The 18,190-nt window shown below is 40.3% G+C and carries 18 protein-coding genes; 7 read left to right on the top strand and 11 right to left on the bottom strand.

Annotated elements, in window-relative coordinates:
* Positions 1–368: 368 nt before the first annotated feature.
* From MBUR_RS09935 to MBUR_RS09930, 3 genes are all read right to left on the bottom strand, one after another.
* Positions 369–2,924 (bottom strand): TIR domain-containing protein, encoded by a 2,556-nt coding sequence (locus tag MBUR_RS09935; RefSeq protein WP_011499946.1) that lies wholly within the window; start codon positions 2,922–2,924, stop codon positions 369–371.
* A 147-nt stretch (positions 2,925–3,071) separates the two neighbouring features.
* Entirely contained in the window at positions 3,072–3,218 is a 147-nt protein-coding gene (locus MBUR_RS13905; protein WP_157196708.1) for a hypothetical protein, read from the bottom strand.
* Between the two features lie 155 nt (positions 3,219–3,373).
* Entirely contained in the window at positions 3,374–3,916 is a 543-nt protein-coding gene (locus MBUR_RS09930) for a hypothetical protein (RefSeq protein WP_048063364.1), read from the bottom strand.
* A 505-nt stretch (positions 3,917–4,421) separates the two neighbouring features.
* Between MBUR_RS09930 and MBUR_RS09925 the strand changes: the two genes are divergently transcribed.
* From MBUR_RS09925 to gpmI, 6 genes are all read left to right on the top strand, one after another.
* Positions 4,422–5,345, top strand: coding sequence for a hypothetical protein (locus MBUR_RS09925; protein ID WP_011499944.1), 924 nt, complete (start codon positions 4,422–4,424; stop codon positions 5,343–5,345).
* Positions 5,346–5,352: 7 nt separating this feature from the next.
* Positions 5,353–6,144: a DUF7343 domain-containing protein gene (locus MBUR_RS09920; RefSeq protein ID WP_011499943.1), complete on the top strand. Its 792-nt coding sequence runs from the start codon at positions 5,353–5,355 to the stop codon at positions 6,142–6,144.
* A gap of 247 nt (positions 6,145–6,391) precedes the next feature.
* Positions 6,392–7,252 carry an ABC transporter ATP-binding protein gene (locus MBUR_RS09915; protein WP_011499942.1) on the top strand — a complete coding sequence of 287 codons (861 nt, stop codon included), beginning with the start codon at positions 6,392–6,394 and terminating at the stop codon, positions 7,250–7,252.
* Position 7,253: 1 nt separating this feature from the next.
* The gene (locus MBUR_RS09910) at positions 7,254–8,555 is read left to right on the top strand and encodes a COG1361 S-layer family protein (RefSeq protein WP_011499941.1); all 1,302 of its coding nucleotides are present in this window, start codon (positions 7,254–7,256) and stop codon (positions 8,553–8,555) included.
* Positions 8,552–9,796 (top strand): ABC transporter permease, encoded by a 1,245-nt coding sequence (locus tag MBUR_RS09905; protein WP_011499940.1) that lies wholly within the window; start codon positions 8,552–8,554, stop codon positions 9,794–9,796. The genes MBUR_RS09910 and MBUR_RS09905 overlap by 4 nt, the downstream gene beginning before the upstream one ends.
* Positions 9,797–9,922: 126 nt before the next feature.
* A complete protein-coding gene (gpmI, locus tag MBUR_RS09900; RefSeq protein WP_011499939.1) occupies positions 9,923–11,479 on the top strand; it encodes a 2,3-bisphosphoglycerate-independent phosphoglycerate mutase in 1,557 nt (518 codons plus the stop codon).
* On the opposite strand, the gene fen is transcribed toward gpmI, so the two are convergent.
* From fen to MBUR_RS09885, 3 genes are all read right to left on the bottom strand, one after another.
* Positions 11,476–12,492 carry a flap endonuclease-1 gene (gene fen, locus MBUR_RS09895; RefSeq protein ID WP_011499938.1) on the bottom strand — a complete coding sequence of 339 codons (1,017 nt, stop codon included), beginning with the start codon at positions 12,490–12,492 and terminating at the stop codon, positions 11,476–11,478. The two genes, gpmI and fen, sit on opposite strands and share 4 nt — an antisense overlap.
* 21 nt (positions 12,493–12,513) lie before the next feature.
* The gene (locus tag MBUR_RS09890; RefSeq protein WP_011499937.1) at positions 12,514–12,828 is read right to left on the bottom strand and encodes a hypothetical protein; all 315 of its coding nucleotides are present in this window, start codon (positions 12,826–12,828) and stop codon (positions 12,514–12,516) included.
* 151 nt (positions 12,829–12,979) lie between these two features.
* Positions 12,980–13,306 (bottom strand): hypothetical protein, encoded by a 327-nt coding sequence (locus MBUR_RS09885; RefSeq protein WP_232221898.1) that lies wholly within the window; start codon positions 13,304–13,306, stop codon positions 12,980–12,982.
* A 170-nt stretch (positions 13,307–13,476) separates the two neighbouring features.
* On the opposite strand from MBUR_RS09885, the gene MBUR_RS09880 reads away from it, so the two are divergent.
* The gene (locus MBUR_RS09880) at positions 13,477–14,376 is read left to right on the top strand and encodes a presenilin family intramembrane aspartyl protease PSH (RefSeq protein WP_011499935.1); all 900 of its coding nucleotides are present in this window, start codon (positions 13,477–13,479) and stop codon (positions 14,374–14,376) included.
* A gap of 101 nt (positions 14,377–14,477) precedes the next feature.
* On the opposite strand, the gene MBUR_RS09875 is transcribed toward MBUR_RS09880, so the two are convergent.
* The 5 genes from MBUR_RS09875 to MBUR_RS09855 are packed head-to-tail and all read right to left on the bottom strand — an operon-like array spanning position 14,478 to position 18,183.
* Complete coding sequence (locus MBUR_RS09875; RefSeq protein ID WP_011499934.1) at positions 14,478–14,927, bottom strand: carboxymuconolactone decarboxylase family protein; 450 nt, start codon at positions 14,925–14,927, stop codon at positions 14,478–14,480.
* Between the two features lie 28 nt (positions 14,928–14,955).
* The gene (locus MBUR_RS09870) at positions 14,956–15,888 is read right to left on the bottom strand and encodes a methanogenesis marker 7 protein (RefSeq protein ID WP_011499933.1); all 933 of its coding nucleotides are present in this window, start codon (positions 15,886–15,888) and stop codon (positions 14,956–14,958) included.
* Positions 15,888–16,481 carry a methanogenesis marker 17 protein gene (locus MBUR_RS09865; protein WP_011499932.1) on the bottom strand — a complete coding sequence of 198 codons (594 nt, stop codon included), beginning with the start codon at positions 16,479–16,481 and terminating at the stop codon, positions 15,888–15,890. The genes MBUR_RS09870 and MBUR_RS09865 overlap by 1 nt, the downstream gene beginning before the upstream one ends.
* A gap of 5 nt (positions 16,482–16,486) precedes the next feature.
* Positions 16,487–17,731, bottom strand: coding sequence for a methanogenesis marker 15 protein (locus MBUR_RS09860; protein ID WP_011499931.1), 1,245 nt, complete (start codon positions 17,729–17,731; stop codon positions 16,487–16,489).
* Positions 17,728–18,183 (bottom strand): methanogenesis marker 5 protein, encoded by a 456-nt coding sequence (locus tag MBUR_RS09855; RefSeq protein WP_011499930.1) that lies wholly within the window; start codon positions 18,181–18,183, stop codon positions 17,728–17,730. Before MBUR_RS09855 ends, MBUR_RS09860 begins: the two co-directional genes overlap by 4 nt.
* Between the last annotated feature and the right edge of the window lie 7 nt (positions 18,184–18,190).

Below are 18,190 nucleotides of genomic sequence, written 5' to 3'. Positions count from 1 at the left end.
CATTATTTTATTCACAAAGCTGACAAGGAAATTAGAATTGGAACTTGAAACCTTATTTTCATTTTCATTAGCTATTTTAGATCTCGAAGAAACGTTCTTATAACCACTTTCATCGGCCAGATAGAAATATGCTGGAACAACAGATTTTTTGACCAGAAAGTCCAATGACTTTGAGAAGATGAAAAGAGGTGAGTACATGGTAAAGCATGGGGCCGATTTAGAGAATATTTTAAATGGTTATGTAAAACTACGAAAATTTAAATCCAATATATTAAATGATATTTGAAAATACATGGAGGGGATTAGAATGTATTTAATTGATTCCTAATCCCACAAATCCTAATTTATTTATAAATGTTTGAATCAAATTATTGATTATGCACAACTTCTGGCAACAAGTTAATCGACTGTATCTCGAATTTACTTTGTATCCGTTGCCTTTCACGAGCCCCTATTTTGTGAACTGAGCAATGGTTTGCAACCATTAGTTTAATGGCCTTCTTTGCAACCTTCGAAAAATCATCATCTCGGATTCCTTTACTAAATTCATCAATTTGTAGATTCTTGTTGTAGACCATCATGACTCCATGTTTAATCAAAGATGAGGCAGGTGTATTAATTTCATCACACACATTTGTCACAATTTGAGTAACTTTATCAGACCCCAATGAGTGAACAATTTTATGAATAATTCCACATACTATGAAGAAATTCAGGTTCCAAAAAATGGTGTGTGCATAATCCCTTTTTTCGTTTGAAGTTAGCATCTTATAAGGTCCTAAGTCATCTTCAAGCTGATTCAGCCTCTCTACTATAAAATCAACCATTTTTTCTTGTTCGGTTTCATTATTTATTAGTTCAAATAAATTGGATAATAATCTCAAATGAACATTCATGCCAACGCATAGTAAATTTTCAAGATCTGCTTTTTTCAAAGAACCGGAATGATTTCTAATAATGCAACCCACAACTTCTACTGTTTTAAGAGCTCGCCGCAAATCAACATCAGACGAATTATTATTGACATCTTCTTCTTGTAAATTATTCTCTTGGTACTGCTCCAATTCATCTTGTTGATTCAGTATTTCTGCTCTTTCCTTTTCAGGTCTTGTGTTACCAGATGGAAATACCTGTTCGAAGATTATGTTCTCTTGTTTATCAAAAAATTTCATTTCATTTTTTGTCAATCTTGCAGGCTTATACTTGTCAAATAGAGATGATGCAACCATTTCAATTTTTTTGAATATGGTGCTATTTTTAGAGTGATGTGTTAAAAAAATCGCAATATACGCATTTTCGTCTACATGGAGATTATCTATTATATTAGTAATTTCGTCTATTACTTTCGAATTTTCCATATTATCAGAAAGATATTTAGCAACAAAGAAATAGTAAAAATATTGATATCTAAATGAATAATTATTTAGAACATCAGCAGATACAACTTCAGTTAAATTTGCTAGTAATGAATCTTCATTTATAGGAAGGTTATAGGTTTCAGAATAAAGTTCCATAAATTCGGCAAATTCGTCGGGAGATAATTCCTTCTTTTTTCTATCATAAATGTAAAAAGCTAGTTCAGTTAAAAAATTCGTGTAAATGTTAATCTCATCATTCTTTACATCATGTTTCATTAAATAATAAACTATAAATGCCTGATAGCAGTGCCCTTGTGAAGTTATTTCTTGATCAAGCGACATTGAAAATGCTTCATAAGTTACAATAGTAGACAATATGAAAAATGGATATGCGGGCATAATCCCCTTGCCAATATTTTTCCCTAAAGTATTGTTGATTAGTTCTGTACTACTGTCAATGTTTTTATAGTCATCGTCTAAATTATTATCTGACAGACATAACCATTTTTTAACTAACTCATATCTTAAAGATGGTTTTAATTCCCTTATCCTAAAGTTCATGAATGAAGAAATAAGTGTTTCATCTTTAATGTTCAAGCCAAAAATATCATCAACTACAATGATGCAATGAGAATATTCAGATAAATTTTCAATATGCTTTTGTTTATTAATTGCATGGTGAAAATTGTCAATTATTGGAATTATTTTATTTTTATCAATTTCATCTATATGTGCATCTTGATATTGTTCACTAAATGATTTTGAAATTTTATTGCTTGTTTTTCCAAGAGAAGAAATCTTATCTTCAGAGACATATACAGGAACATAGTTTTTACTTCGCAAATCAGAAAAAATCTTTTTACATATGGTCGTTTTGCCAGATTGATCTTCCCCGGCTAATACGATTTTACTAAAACCAAGAAAGTTATCTAACAGATAGCCAGAACTTACTGTTTTCTCATAGTCATTGAAACTATCGAACTTCTCTAATTCTGGCCATACAAAAATATCATCTAAAATAATATTTGTTTTTTGAGAGTGTGCTTTTGTCAAAATTGCTACATCTTGTATCCAACTTTCAAACTCTTTTTTCACCACTAACTGCTTTACTATACGTTTTTTATCAACAACTTTCTTTAGCCCTGTGTAAACATTCTGCCATGCATTGTTGCTATCTTGAAAAGTTGAAACTGGCATTCCATCAGTAGGGATAGCCAACGGTTTTAAAATATCCGAATCATCTAACCAACCACATGGAGACAATATGATGGGAACTACCGAAATTCCATTATTATCCTTTAACTCCATTGCCTTCTTTTTCTCTGCCATACAACTTTTTGAAGCAAGAAAATGTGCTGAAATAAATAAACAAATAATATCTGCATTATCTAAATTACAATCAATTTGATTCTGAAAATCTTCACCTGGTACTATTTCACGATCATACCATTCTTCTATTAAATCATTTGTTTTAAGAGGTGAAATGTGAGTTTTAAACAAATTAATATGGTGTTCATCCTGATGTGAATAGCTGATAAAAACGTTCAGTTTATTTGTTGTTCCCATAATACATACCCATCACTTAATTTTTTTAGCTGGATTAATTGGAAATCTATATAATTGCCCAGAACTTAACCAACTGCATAATTATACTAAGGAATGAGTATTTATTTTTTGTGATTAACATTAACTATTTAGAGATAGTACCTTGTCTTAATTGTCTATAGCTTCATTCCGAATATTTTGCAGCTCAAATGACATGATCTCAGCTTCTTCAATGACCAATCGATCATCACTGTGTTCAATTTCGTTTTCAAGTAGCTCTATTTTTGAATTTATCAGGTTTGTAAATCCATTCAACTTGGGTCCGAGTTCAATTTTTTCAGACCTTTTTTCATATTAAGCACCATTATAACAATTCATTATTTAACAGCAGAACAAAAATCAAAAATAAAGATGGAGCTATCGGCCCCATTTTTTGACTGAAAGATTTTTAAATTCAAGCCCGAAGAGCATTATTCAACTGAAACCATGCCCCTTGAATGCATACCGTTCATAGATCCACGAAAATGTATTTTGGCATTTGATCTTCTAAGTACTTCAGGCATGTCTTCAAAAATAGGAGACAATGATTCCATTACTTCATTAATTTCTTCATTGTCTTCGGCAGAAGATATGAGCTCCTTTGCGTCTTCAAGCTGAACTATGTGCTCATCTATAAGTTCCCCAGTGATCTCGTCATTACCAATTTCATCGAGATTCTCTTTTAGAATTTCCAGTCTTTCGATCCTTTTATCAAAAGAAGTGATCAAGCGTTCCTTTTGAAACTCAAATGCATCTTCTTCACTTTCGAACTCCACTGGACATACAGGACGGTCATCAGAAAAGAAAAATCCTCCACCGATTCCATGTCCCATCCTATTCTTTTCACCGAATTTCATCATTGGGAGATCTTTTGTTGTACTATCTTCTGCCGCAAGCGCACCTGTTGGAAACAAACTGAATACCATCAGGATAGCTGCAAAGCAACCAACTGTTTTCAATGTTTTATTGTTCATATTATCATCTCTGTGTCCCGGCAATACCCGAGTATTCACAATACATCCACTGGCAGTCGAGAATATAAGCATACTTTCAGATAAAAGTGATATAAAGCATTTAATTCTTAAAAATAAGCTTATTAAAACTCTAAAAAGCTTATTTGGAATTAATAAGCCTTTAAATTTATAATATAATACAAAAAATTGATATTTTTGTGTGTAGAATGATTTGAATAAGATCATATTGATCGATCATCGAAGAAACTTAATAAATACGAATAAAAGAGATATAAATTGAATAAATAAATAATACAGATATAAAAATGAATTTTATACATATTTAAACTCTCTTTTTATCAATGAAGGATAAAAAAAGGATTGTGAAGTTAAAGATGCTCACAAAATGCATATTTCATTATACGAAAAAACAAAATACATCCCCTTCATAAAGTATGTTTATATCTTCAATAGCAGAACTGGAAATAGTCATTGATCGCATTATCTGGGAAAGAGGATTATCAAAATGAAAAAGGTATTAGGCATTACATTGGCTTTACTGACATTCATACTACTGACTTCCGGTTGTGCTGATAGACAGGATAATTTACAACACGAAGTCGTAAAACCCATCTGGTTCACATCGGACATAGGGCATGACAACAGTTACTGGCCATTTGATAGCGAACATAAACCACCATATAAACATAATAAACTATTTTTTGTAGATGATCAGGATATTGTCAATATCATAGACAGGGATATCGAAAGATCCGAAGGTGCACTTTACTATTTCGAAACAGAAGTGGAGAGGCTGGAAAATGAAGGAGAGGATATTAACTTACTAACCAATAGGATAGGAGAATTTCGCAAGCATCTCGAAAATGCTAAAATGCACAAGGCCCTTTCGGATGAACTTTCGCAAAACAATGAAAACTCCCAGACCATTAGTACAGAACAGAGAGAGTACCTTTTCAATGCAATTAAAGAACTCCGAATTATTCATGAGTTATTGCCACAGATATTCAATGACAAACAAATAATGAAACCTGGACAGGTTAAACTAAAGGACGATGTATATCTGAATGCAAGTGGAAATGGAACTGCAGTTCTTTCAGGGAACATCGATATGACACTCTCAGTTCAAAATGCAGTGGTCACTATCATGGATGAGAATAATGACAAGATCTTTTCCATAGAGGGACAATATACAACAGAAGGCAACATCAACCCTAAAATTGTGGCTTACCGTAATGTGAACGGTACAATGGATATCATCGGGACATCCACAATAGTGATGGTACGCGGACAGAGTATTAATATTAAGGCCATAGGCGATGGCTTTGCAGCACTATCCGGAAACGGGACCTACACTTACGAGGAAGGGAATGGAACAATTGTGATGGAGTGGATGCCCCATCTATTTATCGGTAAACGTCAAAGTATTTAAATAAAAAATGAAGCCCATCACAATTATATTCTGGATAGCCATCATACTGGCATCAATGCCATTAGCAGGCGCTGATAGCACTGCCACTATACATGGAGTGGTTTATGAGTGGGACACTTTCGAACCAACTGACAATGCATATATTGAGATAAACACCACGCCCACCCAGTCCATAGTTCCACAATACGGCATCTACTCATTAGAATTACCTCCCGGAAATTATCAGATCACAGCTACTTCATACAAAGAGAACAAACTTGAATATTCCACAGAAGTTCCACTGACCATAACTGACAATGGCACCTATGTGATCGATCTTTTGCTTATGCCTGTTTATTCAGACATTGTGGAGAGTGACGAAAATGAGAAACATCCAACTACACAGGCTGGCACCATTTCAATAGTCTTCTACCTTTTACTTGCGATCATACTGATGGTAGCAATTGAGAAAATAACATCAAATACTAAAAAAGATAAAAAAAGGCACTACATTGAACCGGAAATAGAAATAACAGAATATTCAGCACCTGAACATGTTGAAGAAGTTCCACCGGAAGATGAGAATATGACATATCCTGAAGATATGAAGGACCTACCCTCAGACCTGCAGAAAATTGTGAAAATGCTCCAGTCCAATGATGACCGTATGACACAAAAGGACCTTCGAAGCAAGATCGATTATTCAGAAGGAAAAGTTAGTATGATGCTAAACGATCTTGAGAAAAAGGGCTGGGTTGACAAAAGGAAAGAAGGAAGAGGAAATATAATATTTCTGAAAGATAAGCATAAACGAAAATGATTAATTGTCCTACATCCACCTGATTTTGGACGGATCTGCACTTTATTACGATTTACATTATACCACAAATAGCATGTTTTTAGGAATTAAATGCACTAAAACAATTAGAATTCTATTTTAATGATATTAAATAGTTTTTTTAAGATACAAATGCCTTGAAAAAGCTTCATTGTTAATATAAATCTTATATTGCACTTAAATTATAAAGTATGCTTATATTCAAGACCACTAATGAAGGGTTTGCAAAGTGGTACTGGAGAACAGTGTCATTAGTAGCACACCACCCCATGAATGGCACCTGTACCCTCTCACCGATCTATCCTACAGGTGTTTTCATGAAAACAAAAAAAGAGACGAGACGATTGAAAATATGAATGGAACAGAACGTGTTGAAATGCAAGAGGACAATACCCCGCTGATAAAGCTCAGTAATGTCTGGAAAACATACCAGATGGGAGAAATTGAATTTGATGCATTGAAAAATGTGGATCTGGACATATACAGTGGAGAATTTGTTGTGATCCTTGGACCCAGCGGAAGCGGAAAAAGTACAATGATGAACCTGATAGGTTGCCTTGATGTTCCAAGTAAAGGAATCATAAGGCTTGATAATCAGGACATATCAACGTTAAAGGAGTCAAATCTTGCACAGATCAGGGGACAAAGTATAGGATTCATTTTTCAGCAGTTCAACCTGATCCCCACACTCAATTCTTTAGAAAATGTCATGCTACCCCTCGAGTTTCAGGAAGTAGACCCCGATATTGCTAAAAAAAGAGGAAAGGAACTTTTAGAGATCGTGGGTCTCGGAGATAAACTTACAAACCTGCCTTCCCAGCTTTCCGGAGGACAACGCCAAAGAGTGGCAATTGCGCGATCACTGGCCATTGATCCACCGATAATCCTTGCCGATGAACCAACCGGCAACCTCGATAGTAAAACCGGAACATACATACTGGAATTCCTGAACGAGATGCACCAGAAAGAGAACAAAACGATCATTATTGTCACACATGATACCGAACCGGTACAGTATGCAGACAAGATAGTCTACATCAGGGACGGACAGATCGAGAAAATAGAATACAAAAATAAGATGGAGAATTGATATGAAAAAAATGATACTATTAATACTATTTGTCTGCATAACCGCTGGAAGTGCTTCTGCAGCAGTTTATGTGGATTCTTCAATGATAACGGTTGATATGTTAAATCAAAACCCAGATCCTGCAAGGCCGGGAGAGACCATGGAGATCACCCTTAGCGTGAGGAACGATGGAAATTCAGACCTTGAGGATGTTACAGTTACCATTAAACCGGAGTATCCATTCTCAAAAGTGACCGGTGAATCCCTGACCCAGACAATACCATATCTGAACTCACGGCAGGACGACGATGATGCTGCCATACTCAAATATAAACTTTTTATAGATAATGATGCGCCAGAAGACCTGTATGAGCTGGATATAGTTGTAACTGATAGTGAGAACGGCGGTACGATCACAACAACCGTCAATATTGACGTTCGTGGAAAGGAATACGCACAGATCGTCACTATTACTAAATCAAACATCGACATAGCAACCGAAGAGCCGCTTGAGTTCATTGTGACCAACACCGGAAATTCACCCCTGAAGAACATGGTAATATCATGGGATGAAGAAAGTGGAGTTATCCTGCCGGTATATTCTGATAACACCAAATATATCGCATACCTCGATGCCGGTGAATCTGCAACTGTAAGCTACACCGTTATGGCTGATGTGAATGCGATTCCCGGGCTTTATCAGCTGGATATCTACCTGAGTTTTGAGGATTATGACTCAAATACAAATGAGATAACTACGAAAGCCGGACTTTTTGTAGGAGGAGAAACCGATTTTGATGTTTCGTTCTCCGAGAGTGCAAGTGGGGAAGTCTCACTTTCTGTTGCTAATGTGGGTAACAACGAAGCATATTCCGTGAAAGTATCAATTCCTGAACAGGATGGGTACACAGTCACAGGGAGTTCCTCGACCATTGTAGGAAACCTGGAAAAAGGAGATTACACCATCACTTCTTTCAACGTGGTCCAATCCGCAAATGTTGCAATCGACGAAAATAGTGATGATGAAAAAACTGGCACTGGAGAAAATATACCTGCAGGCCGATCTGCCAGCAGAAGTTCAGGTAATGAACTAACAACCATTATCGAATATACTGATTCAACGGGTCAGAGGCTTTCAGTTGAGAAGAACGTTGACATATCATTTACCTCAGGTGCAACTGGAGAAAATGATGTGGCATACGCCAAGAACAGGAATGCAAGCAGCGGGACCAGCACTACCACATACCTTCTGATCCTCGCCGCAATCGTCGCAGGAGCTGCTGTAGTATATAAAAAGAGAAAGGACAAGGAAAGGGAACAATGAGGTACAAAACATCTCTTAAACTTGCGACCAACATCCTTCTGCACAGTAAGATCAGAAGTTGGCTGACTATCATTGGCATCGTCATAGGTGTCGCATCAGTAGTTAGTATCGTTGCTCTTGGAGATGCAATGACGGAAAGTGTTGAGAGCAGCTTTGAGGATATGGACCTTACGATAATAACCATCACACCAGGATATTCCGGTGCTCAGTCATCAATGGGACCAGGCAGAGGTGGAGGTGGAGGCACTGCTGCCACTATTGATGAAGATGAGCTTACGGATAAGGATATAATGGCACTCCGATCGATCGAGGAGATAGAGTACATGTACGGCCAGATCAGTGGGAAAGCCGACGTGGAATTCACAGGGGAAACCGCAACCCTCTCAGTTACCGGAGTGGATACACAGGTCTGGAAATACACATCAGAGATGGACTATGAATCGGGTCGTGCCCTTGAGCCATCGGACAAGTATGTGGCAGTGATCGGATACAATGTCGCAAATGAGCTATTCGACCAGCCAATTGGAGTGAACCGGGTTATTACCATAGAAGGAAAATCTGTAAGAGTGGTAGGAATACTGGAAGACGGTGAAAGCAATAATGCAGTAATAATGCCAATTGATGCTGCAATAAATGTTATCGAAGATGCAGAAAAAGACGTTTATGGATCAATTGTGATAAAGGTTGAAGACGAAGAGGTTGTGGAATCGGCTGTTGAAGAGATAGAGAGGACCCTTATGACCTCACGACACGTTGATGAAAAGGAGAGGGATTTTTCAGTAACAGATTCAAAATCACAGATGGACGGAGTATCTGATATGGTGTCATCAATGACGTTCTTCCTTGGTGCAATTGCAGGTGTATCTCTTTTAGTAGGAGCAGTAGGAATTGCAAATACAATGTTCACTTCCGTAATGGAAAAGACAAAAGAGATAGGCACAATGAAAGCCATTGGTGCTAAGAACGGGGATATCATGATGATATTCGTTATGAATTCCGCACTTGTGGGTTTTGTAGGTGGGTTTTTAGGAATCGTTCTTGGAGAGATCGTTTCACGAATTGTCATACCCATGAGCGGATTGCAGATCGGACGTACTGCCACGAGTTCAGCAACCGGCCTCTCCCCGGAACTAATGATCCTTGGAATAGGACTTGCAATGCTGATAGGAGTTATTTCCGGTGTTATCCCTGCATACAGTGCATCCAAGATGAAGCCTGTAGATGCTTTGAGATATGAATGAACAGACTGCCGACATTACATAGTTCCTGCCAAAACACTGGCAGGAACATTACTCTTTTAATAGTTACTATTTTCATGCCCCCTGCAAATCAGCGTATTTAATAACCATCAGGATAATCTACTTCGCATGAATTTTACCAAAAGACCTTTTCTGTTGACCATACTTGATGGCTGGGGATATTCCCCTGAAGTGGAAGGAAATGCTATCCATGCAGCCAACACCCCCAACCTTGATGATTTGCTGGAGACATATCCGAATACACTCCTCAGCGCTTCAGGTGAAGATGTGGGACTTCCTGAGGGACAGATGGGGAATTCAGAGGTCGGGCACTTGAACATAGGCGCAGGACGTGTTGTCTATCAGGACCTTACACGTATCAACCGGGATATCGGGAACGGGGACTTTTTCAAGAACCCTGTATTGAAGCAAGCAATTGAAAATGCAAAAGCACAGGGTTCTGCACTACACCTCATGGGGTTGTTCTCTTACGGGGGTGTTCACAGCCACATGAAACATCTTCGTGCCCTTATTGAATTTGCAAAGGATGAAGGTATTACCGAGATATTCATCCATGCATTCCTTGACGGCCGGGACGTTTCCCCAAGAGCGGCACTTGAAGATATGAAGGAACATGTGGAATACTGCAACAACCTGAGTGTCGGAAAGATAGCCACGGTTTCAGGGCGTTATTATGCCATGGACCGGGATAACCGCTGGGACCGGACCGAAGATGCATACAATGCGATCACCCGGGGCGATGGAGTATATTATTCAAAAGGACCCGTTGATGCCATTTCGGAAGGTTATGGTAGAGGCGAGAATGATGAATTCATCAAACCTACGGTGATCGTCGATGAAAATGGTAGACCCATAGGAAGGATGAATGAGAACGATACGGTCATTTTCTTCAATTTTCGCCCTGACCGTGCAAGGCAATTGACCTATGCTTTCGTGAATGATGAATTTGACAATTTTGAACGCAAAAGTCATCCGAAAGTGCATTTTGTATGCATGACCGAATACGATGAGAAGCTGGAGGTCCCCATAGCATTCCCTTCGGAAGAATTGAAGAACACATTGGGAGAGGTGCTCAGCAAAGAGGGAATTAAGCAGTTACGTATAGCTGAGACCGAAAAATATGCACATGTGACATTCTTTTTCAATGGCGGTGTTGAAAAGCAGAACGAAGGGGAGGAAAGATGTCTCATCCCATCACCAAAGGTGGCAACCTATGACCTGAAACCGGAGATGAGTGCCTATGAGGTCACAGAAGAGCTGATAGAAAGGATAGGATCTGGAAAGTATGATGTGATCGTACTCAATCTTGCCAACATGGACATGGTAGGGCATAGCGGCATAATGGAAGCGGCCGTGAAAGCGGTCGAGGTCGTTGATGATTGTGTAGGAAAGATAATTACCGCAATAAAGGAAGTCGGTGGTGAAGCCATGGTAATGGCAGACCATGGTAATGCCGAAAAGATGGTCGAGTTCTGTAACAATACGGAAAGGCAATGCTACACGGCCCATACATCAAATCCGGTCCGCTGTATCTATGTGACACAGGAAAAGAGAGTTGAGCTTCAAAAGGGAAGGCTCTCAGATGTTGCACCCACCATATTGAAGATCATGGGCATTGAAAAGCCACCGGAAATGACCGGTGTTCCTTTAATAAAGAACACTTAAAACCATTGATCAAGAGTGCTTTGACTGCCGCCTATGTTAGCTTCAAGGCGGTCAAGTGCTTTATTGACCCTCTCCTCTGAAAAATCATGTTTTTTGCAGAGAAGATCAATTACCCCGGCACGATCAGGCTTGATCCATTTCAGTTCATAATCGTCTGTTACGGGCGGGTTCATGAAGAAATCTCTTTTAGCATCAAGGTCTTCGATATCTTTACCAAGTTCTTTGAGTACAACTTTTATATCGCCGTGTTCCTTCACCAGTTTAAGCGCTCTTTTCGGACCGATGTTCTCGAGACCGGTATTATAATCTGTGCCCACACACATGGCAATATCGATCAATTGCTGTCTTGTAATGCCAAGTTCCCCAAGGGAATCCACAAGGGACAAGACCTCGGGTTTAACATCCACGTAGATGTTCTTTTTTGGAAGCTTTCGCTTACCGGTAATAGTGAGATTTCGAACAACCTGTGGTGCACCGAAAAGAAAAGAATCATAGTCCTGTGAACCGATATAATCAGCATCCCCTTTTTGCACCATGTATGAGGCCTGTGCCTCTCCCTCAGAGGGTGCTTTCACATAAGGGATACCCATCAATTCCAATAGTCTGACAGAATCATCGATCATCTCACGGGTCACTTTTGAGGAGGCCTGTGCATACTTGTAGGCTTCTTCCTCAAGCCCCTGCGCTTTTGCATCTTCCCATTTAGCAGTTGCACTTTCCCGGACCTCATGCCGTTTTGCCAGAGTGTCAGATTTGAAATCAGGAGGCTTGCCATCAAAGACAAAAATAGGTTTGACACCTGCTTCGATGAGACTGGTAAGCCTATAAAGGATACCCGAAAGATGAGAAGTGATCTGACCCCTGGAATCCTTTAAAGGGGTTCCGTCACGTTGCCGGATTATACTTAAGAACTGATAAAGAGTATTATACGCATCGATAGCCACTACTTTATTTGAAAGGCCAGCTATCTCGATCGTATCCTTAAGAAGTAGATCACCAATATCCGTACCCATGCTTACAAATAATAAAAAATATTAGATGTTACCCGAAAAACCATCTATCTTGGATAGCCTGATATCGATGACAGAATCATCGTTTGCATTCATTTTGCCAACTTTCAGGACGTTACCTATCCTTTCAACTACTTCTGTTTTGGTCACTTCAACCTGATGCCCATCATTACTACCATAGTTCTTGTGCACCACTAAAAGCTCCTGACCATCTACAGAATCTTTCCCCACCATTGAGACCAGATTTTTTACGACCTGCTCAAATTCAGAATATATCAGTATTTCTGAATACTTTCCAGCCTTTTTAATTATGCCAATTGGTTCTAAATTGATGCGCATATACGCACTCCCTTGAATCTTAGCAATATTACAAACTCCACCATATACTGGCACACATATATGGGTTTCGGCAGATGTCGACAGACATAATTAAAATTAACAGTTTCCTATGCATTCGATTCGGAGAAAATTACGGAAAAAAAAGAGGAAATTAACGATATGATCTCCTGTTAAATACGTCCATTGCCTCATCCACCACACTTATGACTTCGTTCATCTTCTTATCCATTGAGCTTTCAATACTTTGCACATTGATACGAAGAGAGCGTTCTTTCTCATCAAGCGTCTTTTCGATCCTTCGAAGCCTGATATCTACAGAAAGGATCATCGCAGCTAATGCACCCACCATTACAATAGCAGAAAGTATTATCAAAGAATTAGCTGAGCTGTATTTGAACCTACCAAGCCATTCATAAGTCAGCACGAAAGAAGATACAACCATCACAATCGAAAATACAATGTCCCGGGGATCCATCATTTTACCTCATTTACTAAACTTGCAGCAATACTATCAATAATAACATCGATGTATTATCTGACAAAACCTTATAACTTTTATAACTATTATAACTATTACATACTATTAAATACTGTGCTGATATTCAAATTCACACTATCATAGATATTTTGGGTACAAGGAGAATTATATTGAGTTCTGAGAAAGATACATTCAAAGATTATCTGCCAATGTTCGCAATGGCCGGGTTGATCCTAATAGTACAGGTCATCGCATTGATACTGGCATCCCCAATGGACGAACTGGGAATGCAAGCAGTAGAAAATCCCGAATCGACTGCCAATTCGTTTTATTATATCGGATTTATCCTCGCATTCACATTCCTGTTACTGCTTGCCATCAAACGCAACATGAAATGGGTAATACAACTAACAATATTACTTGCAGTAGGCGCCACCATATTCTATGGATTCTACCCGATATTGTATATGCTTGGGATAAGTGAGACATTGAGCAGTACAGTAGGAATTATACTCGCAGCTGCACTCACTATCATCCTTTATAAATTCCCCGAATGGTATGTTATAGATATTATCGGGATAATAATCGGAGCTGCTGCCAGTGCAATATTTGGAATATCATTCGGCATCCTGCCGGCTATTGTCCTATTATCGCTTCTTGCAGTATACGATGCCATATCGGTCTATAAGACAAAGCACATGATCGATCTTGCAGAAGGTGTGATGGACCTTAAATTGCCAATACTTTTTATCATCCCAAAGAAGCGGAATTACTCGTTCATAAAGGATGGGATGAAAAAGGAAGGTGAAAAGGATGCATTCTTTATGGGCCTTGGAGATGCTGTAATGCCTACCGTCCTGGTAGTATCTGCAAACGTTTTCATTGCCCACACAGGATTCATATCATACCCCGCCCTCGGTGCAGTAATAGGGACACTTGCAGGATTCATCGGGCTTACAATATTCGTCATGAAAGGAAAGCCACAGGCAGGACTTCCATTCCTGAACAGTGGAGTAATTCTTGGATACATCGCAGGCGCACTTCTATCAGGAACCCCAATTCTGGGTTAAAAGAAATAGACGTTAGCGAGTCTTATAGAACCGTTCGAATTGAATAAAAATAAATTAAATTAAATACAGATGATGCTTAAAACGGCATCATCGTGCTTTTTTCAATCATGATTCGCAATCTTACAAACATCACATTCATCGTTACCATCACATTTTTTGCCATTGAACTCTGTATCAAGGGCACGTGTGCCTTCTGCAAGCACAGATGCATTGGAAATCGCACCAGCGATCAGAACAGCATCAAATATCTCTTCTTTGCTAAGTCCGAGCCTGTTTGCCACACGAATATGCATATTCATACAATGGTCGCACCGAAGAGCAGATGAAACACCAATACAGATCAGCTCGATCGTTTTCGGATCAAGTCTTTCGAATTCACGCATGATCGAATTGTCATACATTACCTTGGGGAGAAGGAGATCCGGCATATCCCGCATGAACTCCAGAATATACGGGATCTCACCGTAACGCTCCTTCACGCCTTCCAGGATATCAGAAACTGCCTCATCAGGCTCTTTATCGATGATCTCACGGATCTTCTCAATGTCCATAATAATCCTCACTTAAACTACAGATATTTTAAATATTTGCTACCTCAGACCTGCGTTTTATCTTTACAAGAATGTAATCCTTCATCTTAGAAGGAAGGATGTTTGCAACATCCGAAAGGAGGAAGCCTTCATCGAACTCGATATTTCCGACAGCATCACGGTATCGATCATAAGGTAGTTTTATCCTCATGCCGTCAAGCTGAAGCGTGATCGGGGCAGGCGTCAACACACTCAGAATGACAGGAACCTGCTCCTGAACCTCTTTCATTAGCCTTGCAGGAAGAACTGCAAGCGGATCCTTTGCAATACTTTCCCTCTTGAGATTTACGATCTCACCCACCTTTTCGTTCAGAACGTCCATTGCATCCAGTTCAGGACCTTTCCTCATCCTGTGAGCAACACGCCCGATACCACCAACATATATGTCAGCCCCGGAAATTTCCTCAGTCCGAATATCAGGCCCACCGGTCACCACTATAGGTATCTCGATACCTTCAAACAACTTTGGCTTCTTGTTAATGATACAATCTTTGAAAATCCCGAAAGAGAAAACAGCAACATCATGCTCATTGATGAGCCTTCTCTCATAATCAGCAGATAGTGCAACCCTTCGGCCCATCCCCCTTGCAAGCCCGATCATATTGGTATTAGCCCCTCCACGGCGGAGGTATTCCGCAATATCACAAGCAGAATGTGGAAGATGATGTGATGCAAGTGTAGGAGACACTACCGCTACCTCAGTACCCGTAAGCGGTGCCGAGGTCAGCTTACCAAGAAGTTTTATACAAACATCCTCGACCAGATGGACATCTTTTTTCGGAATGAGCATAACTAGCGTGATCTCTGTTGAAGCAGGCGTCTTCTGAACGAGATAGCCACCAAGATCTTCCAGAAGCTCAAGGATCAGACTATGTTTGTGAATCCCACCTTCATAGATATACGGTTCAAGTACTGCTGCCATCAGGAATCATCCCCTTCCAGTTCTTTCATCATAACATTGGCTTCATCGATCCAATCCTGCTGCATCGTATCTTCTGACGCCACGAAAACGAATTTACCACTATCCAGTGAATGATAACGTATCCTGAAACCTTCCGGGGTGGCGCGTATCGCCATATCGGCAAGCCTTTCTCTAATCGTTTTCTCAGGGTCATCCACGATAAGTTCAGCGATGAACTTATCCACGATCTCAAGGTCTGAAGCAACCTCGATAATGTTCCGTTCTGGCTGTATAACGTTCTGCCTTCCAAACTGTTCCCAAAGCCTGTCCAGAAACTGAGGAATGGTCTTCTCATCCCTGACAGTGATGACCACCTTTGCGTGTTCCCGGTCGAACTCAGTATCCGAGATCTCACCTGCCTTAATAGGAGGAAGACCTCTGCGAAGAAGGATGACCATCATGAACAACGAATCTTCCGGCCTTATCCTCACTTTTATCCTACCTATGGTTCGGGAGAATGCGAGCTCGGAGATGATATCCTTAAGGATGCTCTCATAAGCTGCAGCCTCGGAAGGTACCGTAGTTTCAACAGTGAATATCTCAAGAGGTTCCATGAAGATCACTCCGAAACATAACCTGATGCCAGAAGGGCTGCGCCCACAGCACCAATAAGCTGTGAATGCGGTGGCACTATGACATCTATTTTCAGGAGGTCACCAAGGGCCTTTGGAACACCTGCGATAAGGGAGGAACCTCCAACGAGGATAAGAGGCTCCTTTACCTCTACCTCCTGCAGTTGCTGTTCGAATATCTGCTCGACAACACTATGACAGGCTGCCGCTGCGACATCTTCCGGCGAGGAACCTTTTGCAAGCGAATTGACCAGGGACTGAATACCGAAAACGATACAGTAACTGTTCATTTCAACATTCTCACCCATGCCTTTTATAGCAAGATCCCCAAGTTCCGTGATCTCCACACCGAGACGTTTAGCGGTCATTTCAAGGAAACGACCTGATGCTCCGGCACAGATACCGCCCATGGTGAACATTCCTGGAATACCATCCTGTACGGAAATGGCTTTATTGTCCATTCCGCCAATATCAATAACAGTAGCAGGTCCTTTTTGTTTATCTGCAAGATAGACAGCCCCTTTTGAGTTCATTGTGATCTCTTCCTGCACCAGGTCTGCCTTGAAATGTTCACCTACCAGGAAACGACCGTACCCGGTAGTACCGATCGCCTGAATATCCTCCTTTTTGAGACCCGACTGATCAAGTGCCTGCTGTAATGCAGTCTCTGCACTTTCAAGGACCTTTATGGTAGGCACCCAGCCCTCACCAACGATCTCGTTGTCTTTCATAACGACCGCTTTGGTAGTAGTTGAACCGGAATCAATACCTGCAGTGATGCCGTTTTGTTTCGTTCTCGCAAGCAGGTGTTTCCTTCTCGCAATGGTTGTCAGAGCTTCCAGACGAGTAAGCAGTGTCGCAGCAGTGGTACGCTCAGTGAAAGAATAGCTTATCACCGGCAGACCGGATTCCTCGAAGATATACCTCCTCAACTCATTCCTCACGATCGCAGCTTCAGCACAGCGGAAACATGATGTAACGAACACACCGTCCACTTTTGAAACACCTTCAACGACCGCTTTCGCCCTTGCCATCATAAGTCTGAGGTCAGGACTTGCCACTTCCAACCCGAACTCCATACCGATGGTATCGAGGGTCGCAACATCCATCTCAGGATAGACAAGCTTGGCATTCAACATACTTGCGGCCTTTTCCAGCTCGCTCTGGACCCCAGCATACTCACTTCCACAGGAAACAAGGGCTACCAGTACCGGATCTCCTTTATCGCTCATTTTTCATCACTCCCGGATGGCAGGGACTTCAAGAAATCTGCTATCTTGTAAACGAAATCCTGCCCATCTTCCTCGGTATGAGGATACTGGATCTCAAGTATTGGGATGTCCTTTTCCCTGATAAGGAACTTTGTCAGTTCGTTGGTACGGGCACAGCCCATGCATCCAAAACTGAAAGACGAATCGCCAACGATGATGCCAGCTTCTGCAAAATCGATCATGGGGCCAATAAGGGACATCCTTCCACGAACCCCTGCAGGCACTTCCACAGCAGCATATTTTAAACCGTGTTTTGGCCCTTCAGGAGTAATGTTCAAAGGAGGAGAATCAACCCCAATAGTGTTTATTATCTCCTTGATCTTCTCCATCATAGCAAGAGGTTCATGTCCGAACCTCTCCACCATATCGGAAAGGATCAGGCTGTTAGTAGGATAAATGATAACTTTTGCCAATGTAACA

It is taken from the genome of Methanococcoides burtonii DSM 6242 (assembly GCF_000013725.1).
GTDB lineage: Archaea > Halobacteriota > Methanosarcinia > Methanosarcinales > Methanosarcinaceae > Methanococcoides > Methanococcoides burtonii.
This window is presented reverse-complemented; position numbering and strand designations above follow the sequence as displayed.

What these genes read in the sequence shown, in the direction of transcription:
- MBUR_RS09935 (WP_011499946.1), bottom strand. Translation starts at nt 2,924, where the DNA reads ATGGGAACAACAAATAAACTGAACGTTTTTATCAGCTATTCACATCAG.
- MBUR_RS09930 (WP_048063364.1), bottom strand. Translation starts at nt 3,916, where the DNA reads ATGAACAATAAAACATTGAAAACAGTTGGTTGCTTTGCAGCTATCCTG.
- MBUR_RS09925 (WP_011499944.1), top strand. Translation starts at nt 4,422, where the DNA reads ATGAAAAAGGTATTAGGCATTACATTGGCTTTACTGACATTCATACTA.
- MBUR_RS09920 (WP_011499943.1), top strand. Translation starts at nt 5,353, where the DNA reads ATGAAGCCCATCACAATTATATTCTGGATAGCCATCATACTGGCATCA.
- MBUR_RS09910 (WP_011499941.1), top strand. Translation starts at nt 7,254, where the DNA reads ATGAAAAAAATGATACTATTAATACTATTTGTCTGCATAACCGCTGGA.
- MBUR_RS09905 (WP_011499940.1), top strand. Translation starts at nt 8,552, where the DNA reads ATGAGGTACAAAACATCTCTTAAACTTGCGACCAACATCCTTCTGCAC.
- gpmI (WP_011499939.1), top strand. Translation starts at nt 9,923, where the DNA reads ATGAATTTTACCAAAAGACCTTTTCTGTTGACCATACTTGATGGCTGG.
- fen (WP_011499938.1), bottom strand. Translation starts at nt 12,492, where the DNA reads ATGGGTACGGATATTGGTGATCTACTTCTTAAGGATACGATCGAGATA.
- MBUR_RS09890 (WP_011499937.1), bottom strand. Translation starts at nt 12,828, where the DNA reads ATGCGCATCAATTTAGAACCAATTGGCATAATTAAAAAGGCTGGAAAG.
- MBUR_RS09885 (WP_232221898.1), bottom strand. Translation starts at nt 13,306, where the DNA reads ATGATGGATCCCCGGGACATTGTATTTTCGATTGTGATGGTTGTATCT.
- MBUR_RS09875 (WP_011499934.1), bottom strand. Translation starts at nt 14,927, where the DNA reads ATGGACATTGAGAAGATCCGTGAGATCATCGATAAAGAGCCTGATGAG.
- MBUR_RS09870 (WP_011499933.1), bottom strand. Translation starts at nt 15,888, where the DNA reads ATGGCAGCAGTACTTGAACCGTATATCTATGAAGGTGGGATTCACAAA.
- MBUR_RS09865 (WP_011499932.1), bottom strand. Translation starts at nt 16,481, where the DNA reads ATGGAACCTCTTGAGATATTCACTGTTGAAACTACGGTACCTTCCGAG.
- MBUR_RS09860 (WP_011499931.1), bottom strand. Translation starts at nt 17,731, where the DNA reads ATGAGCGATAAAGGAGATCCGGTACTGGTAGCCCTTGTTTCCTGTGGA.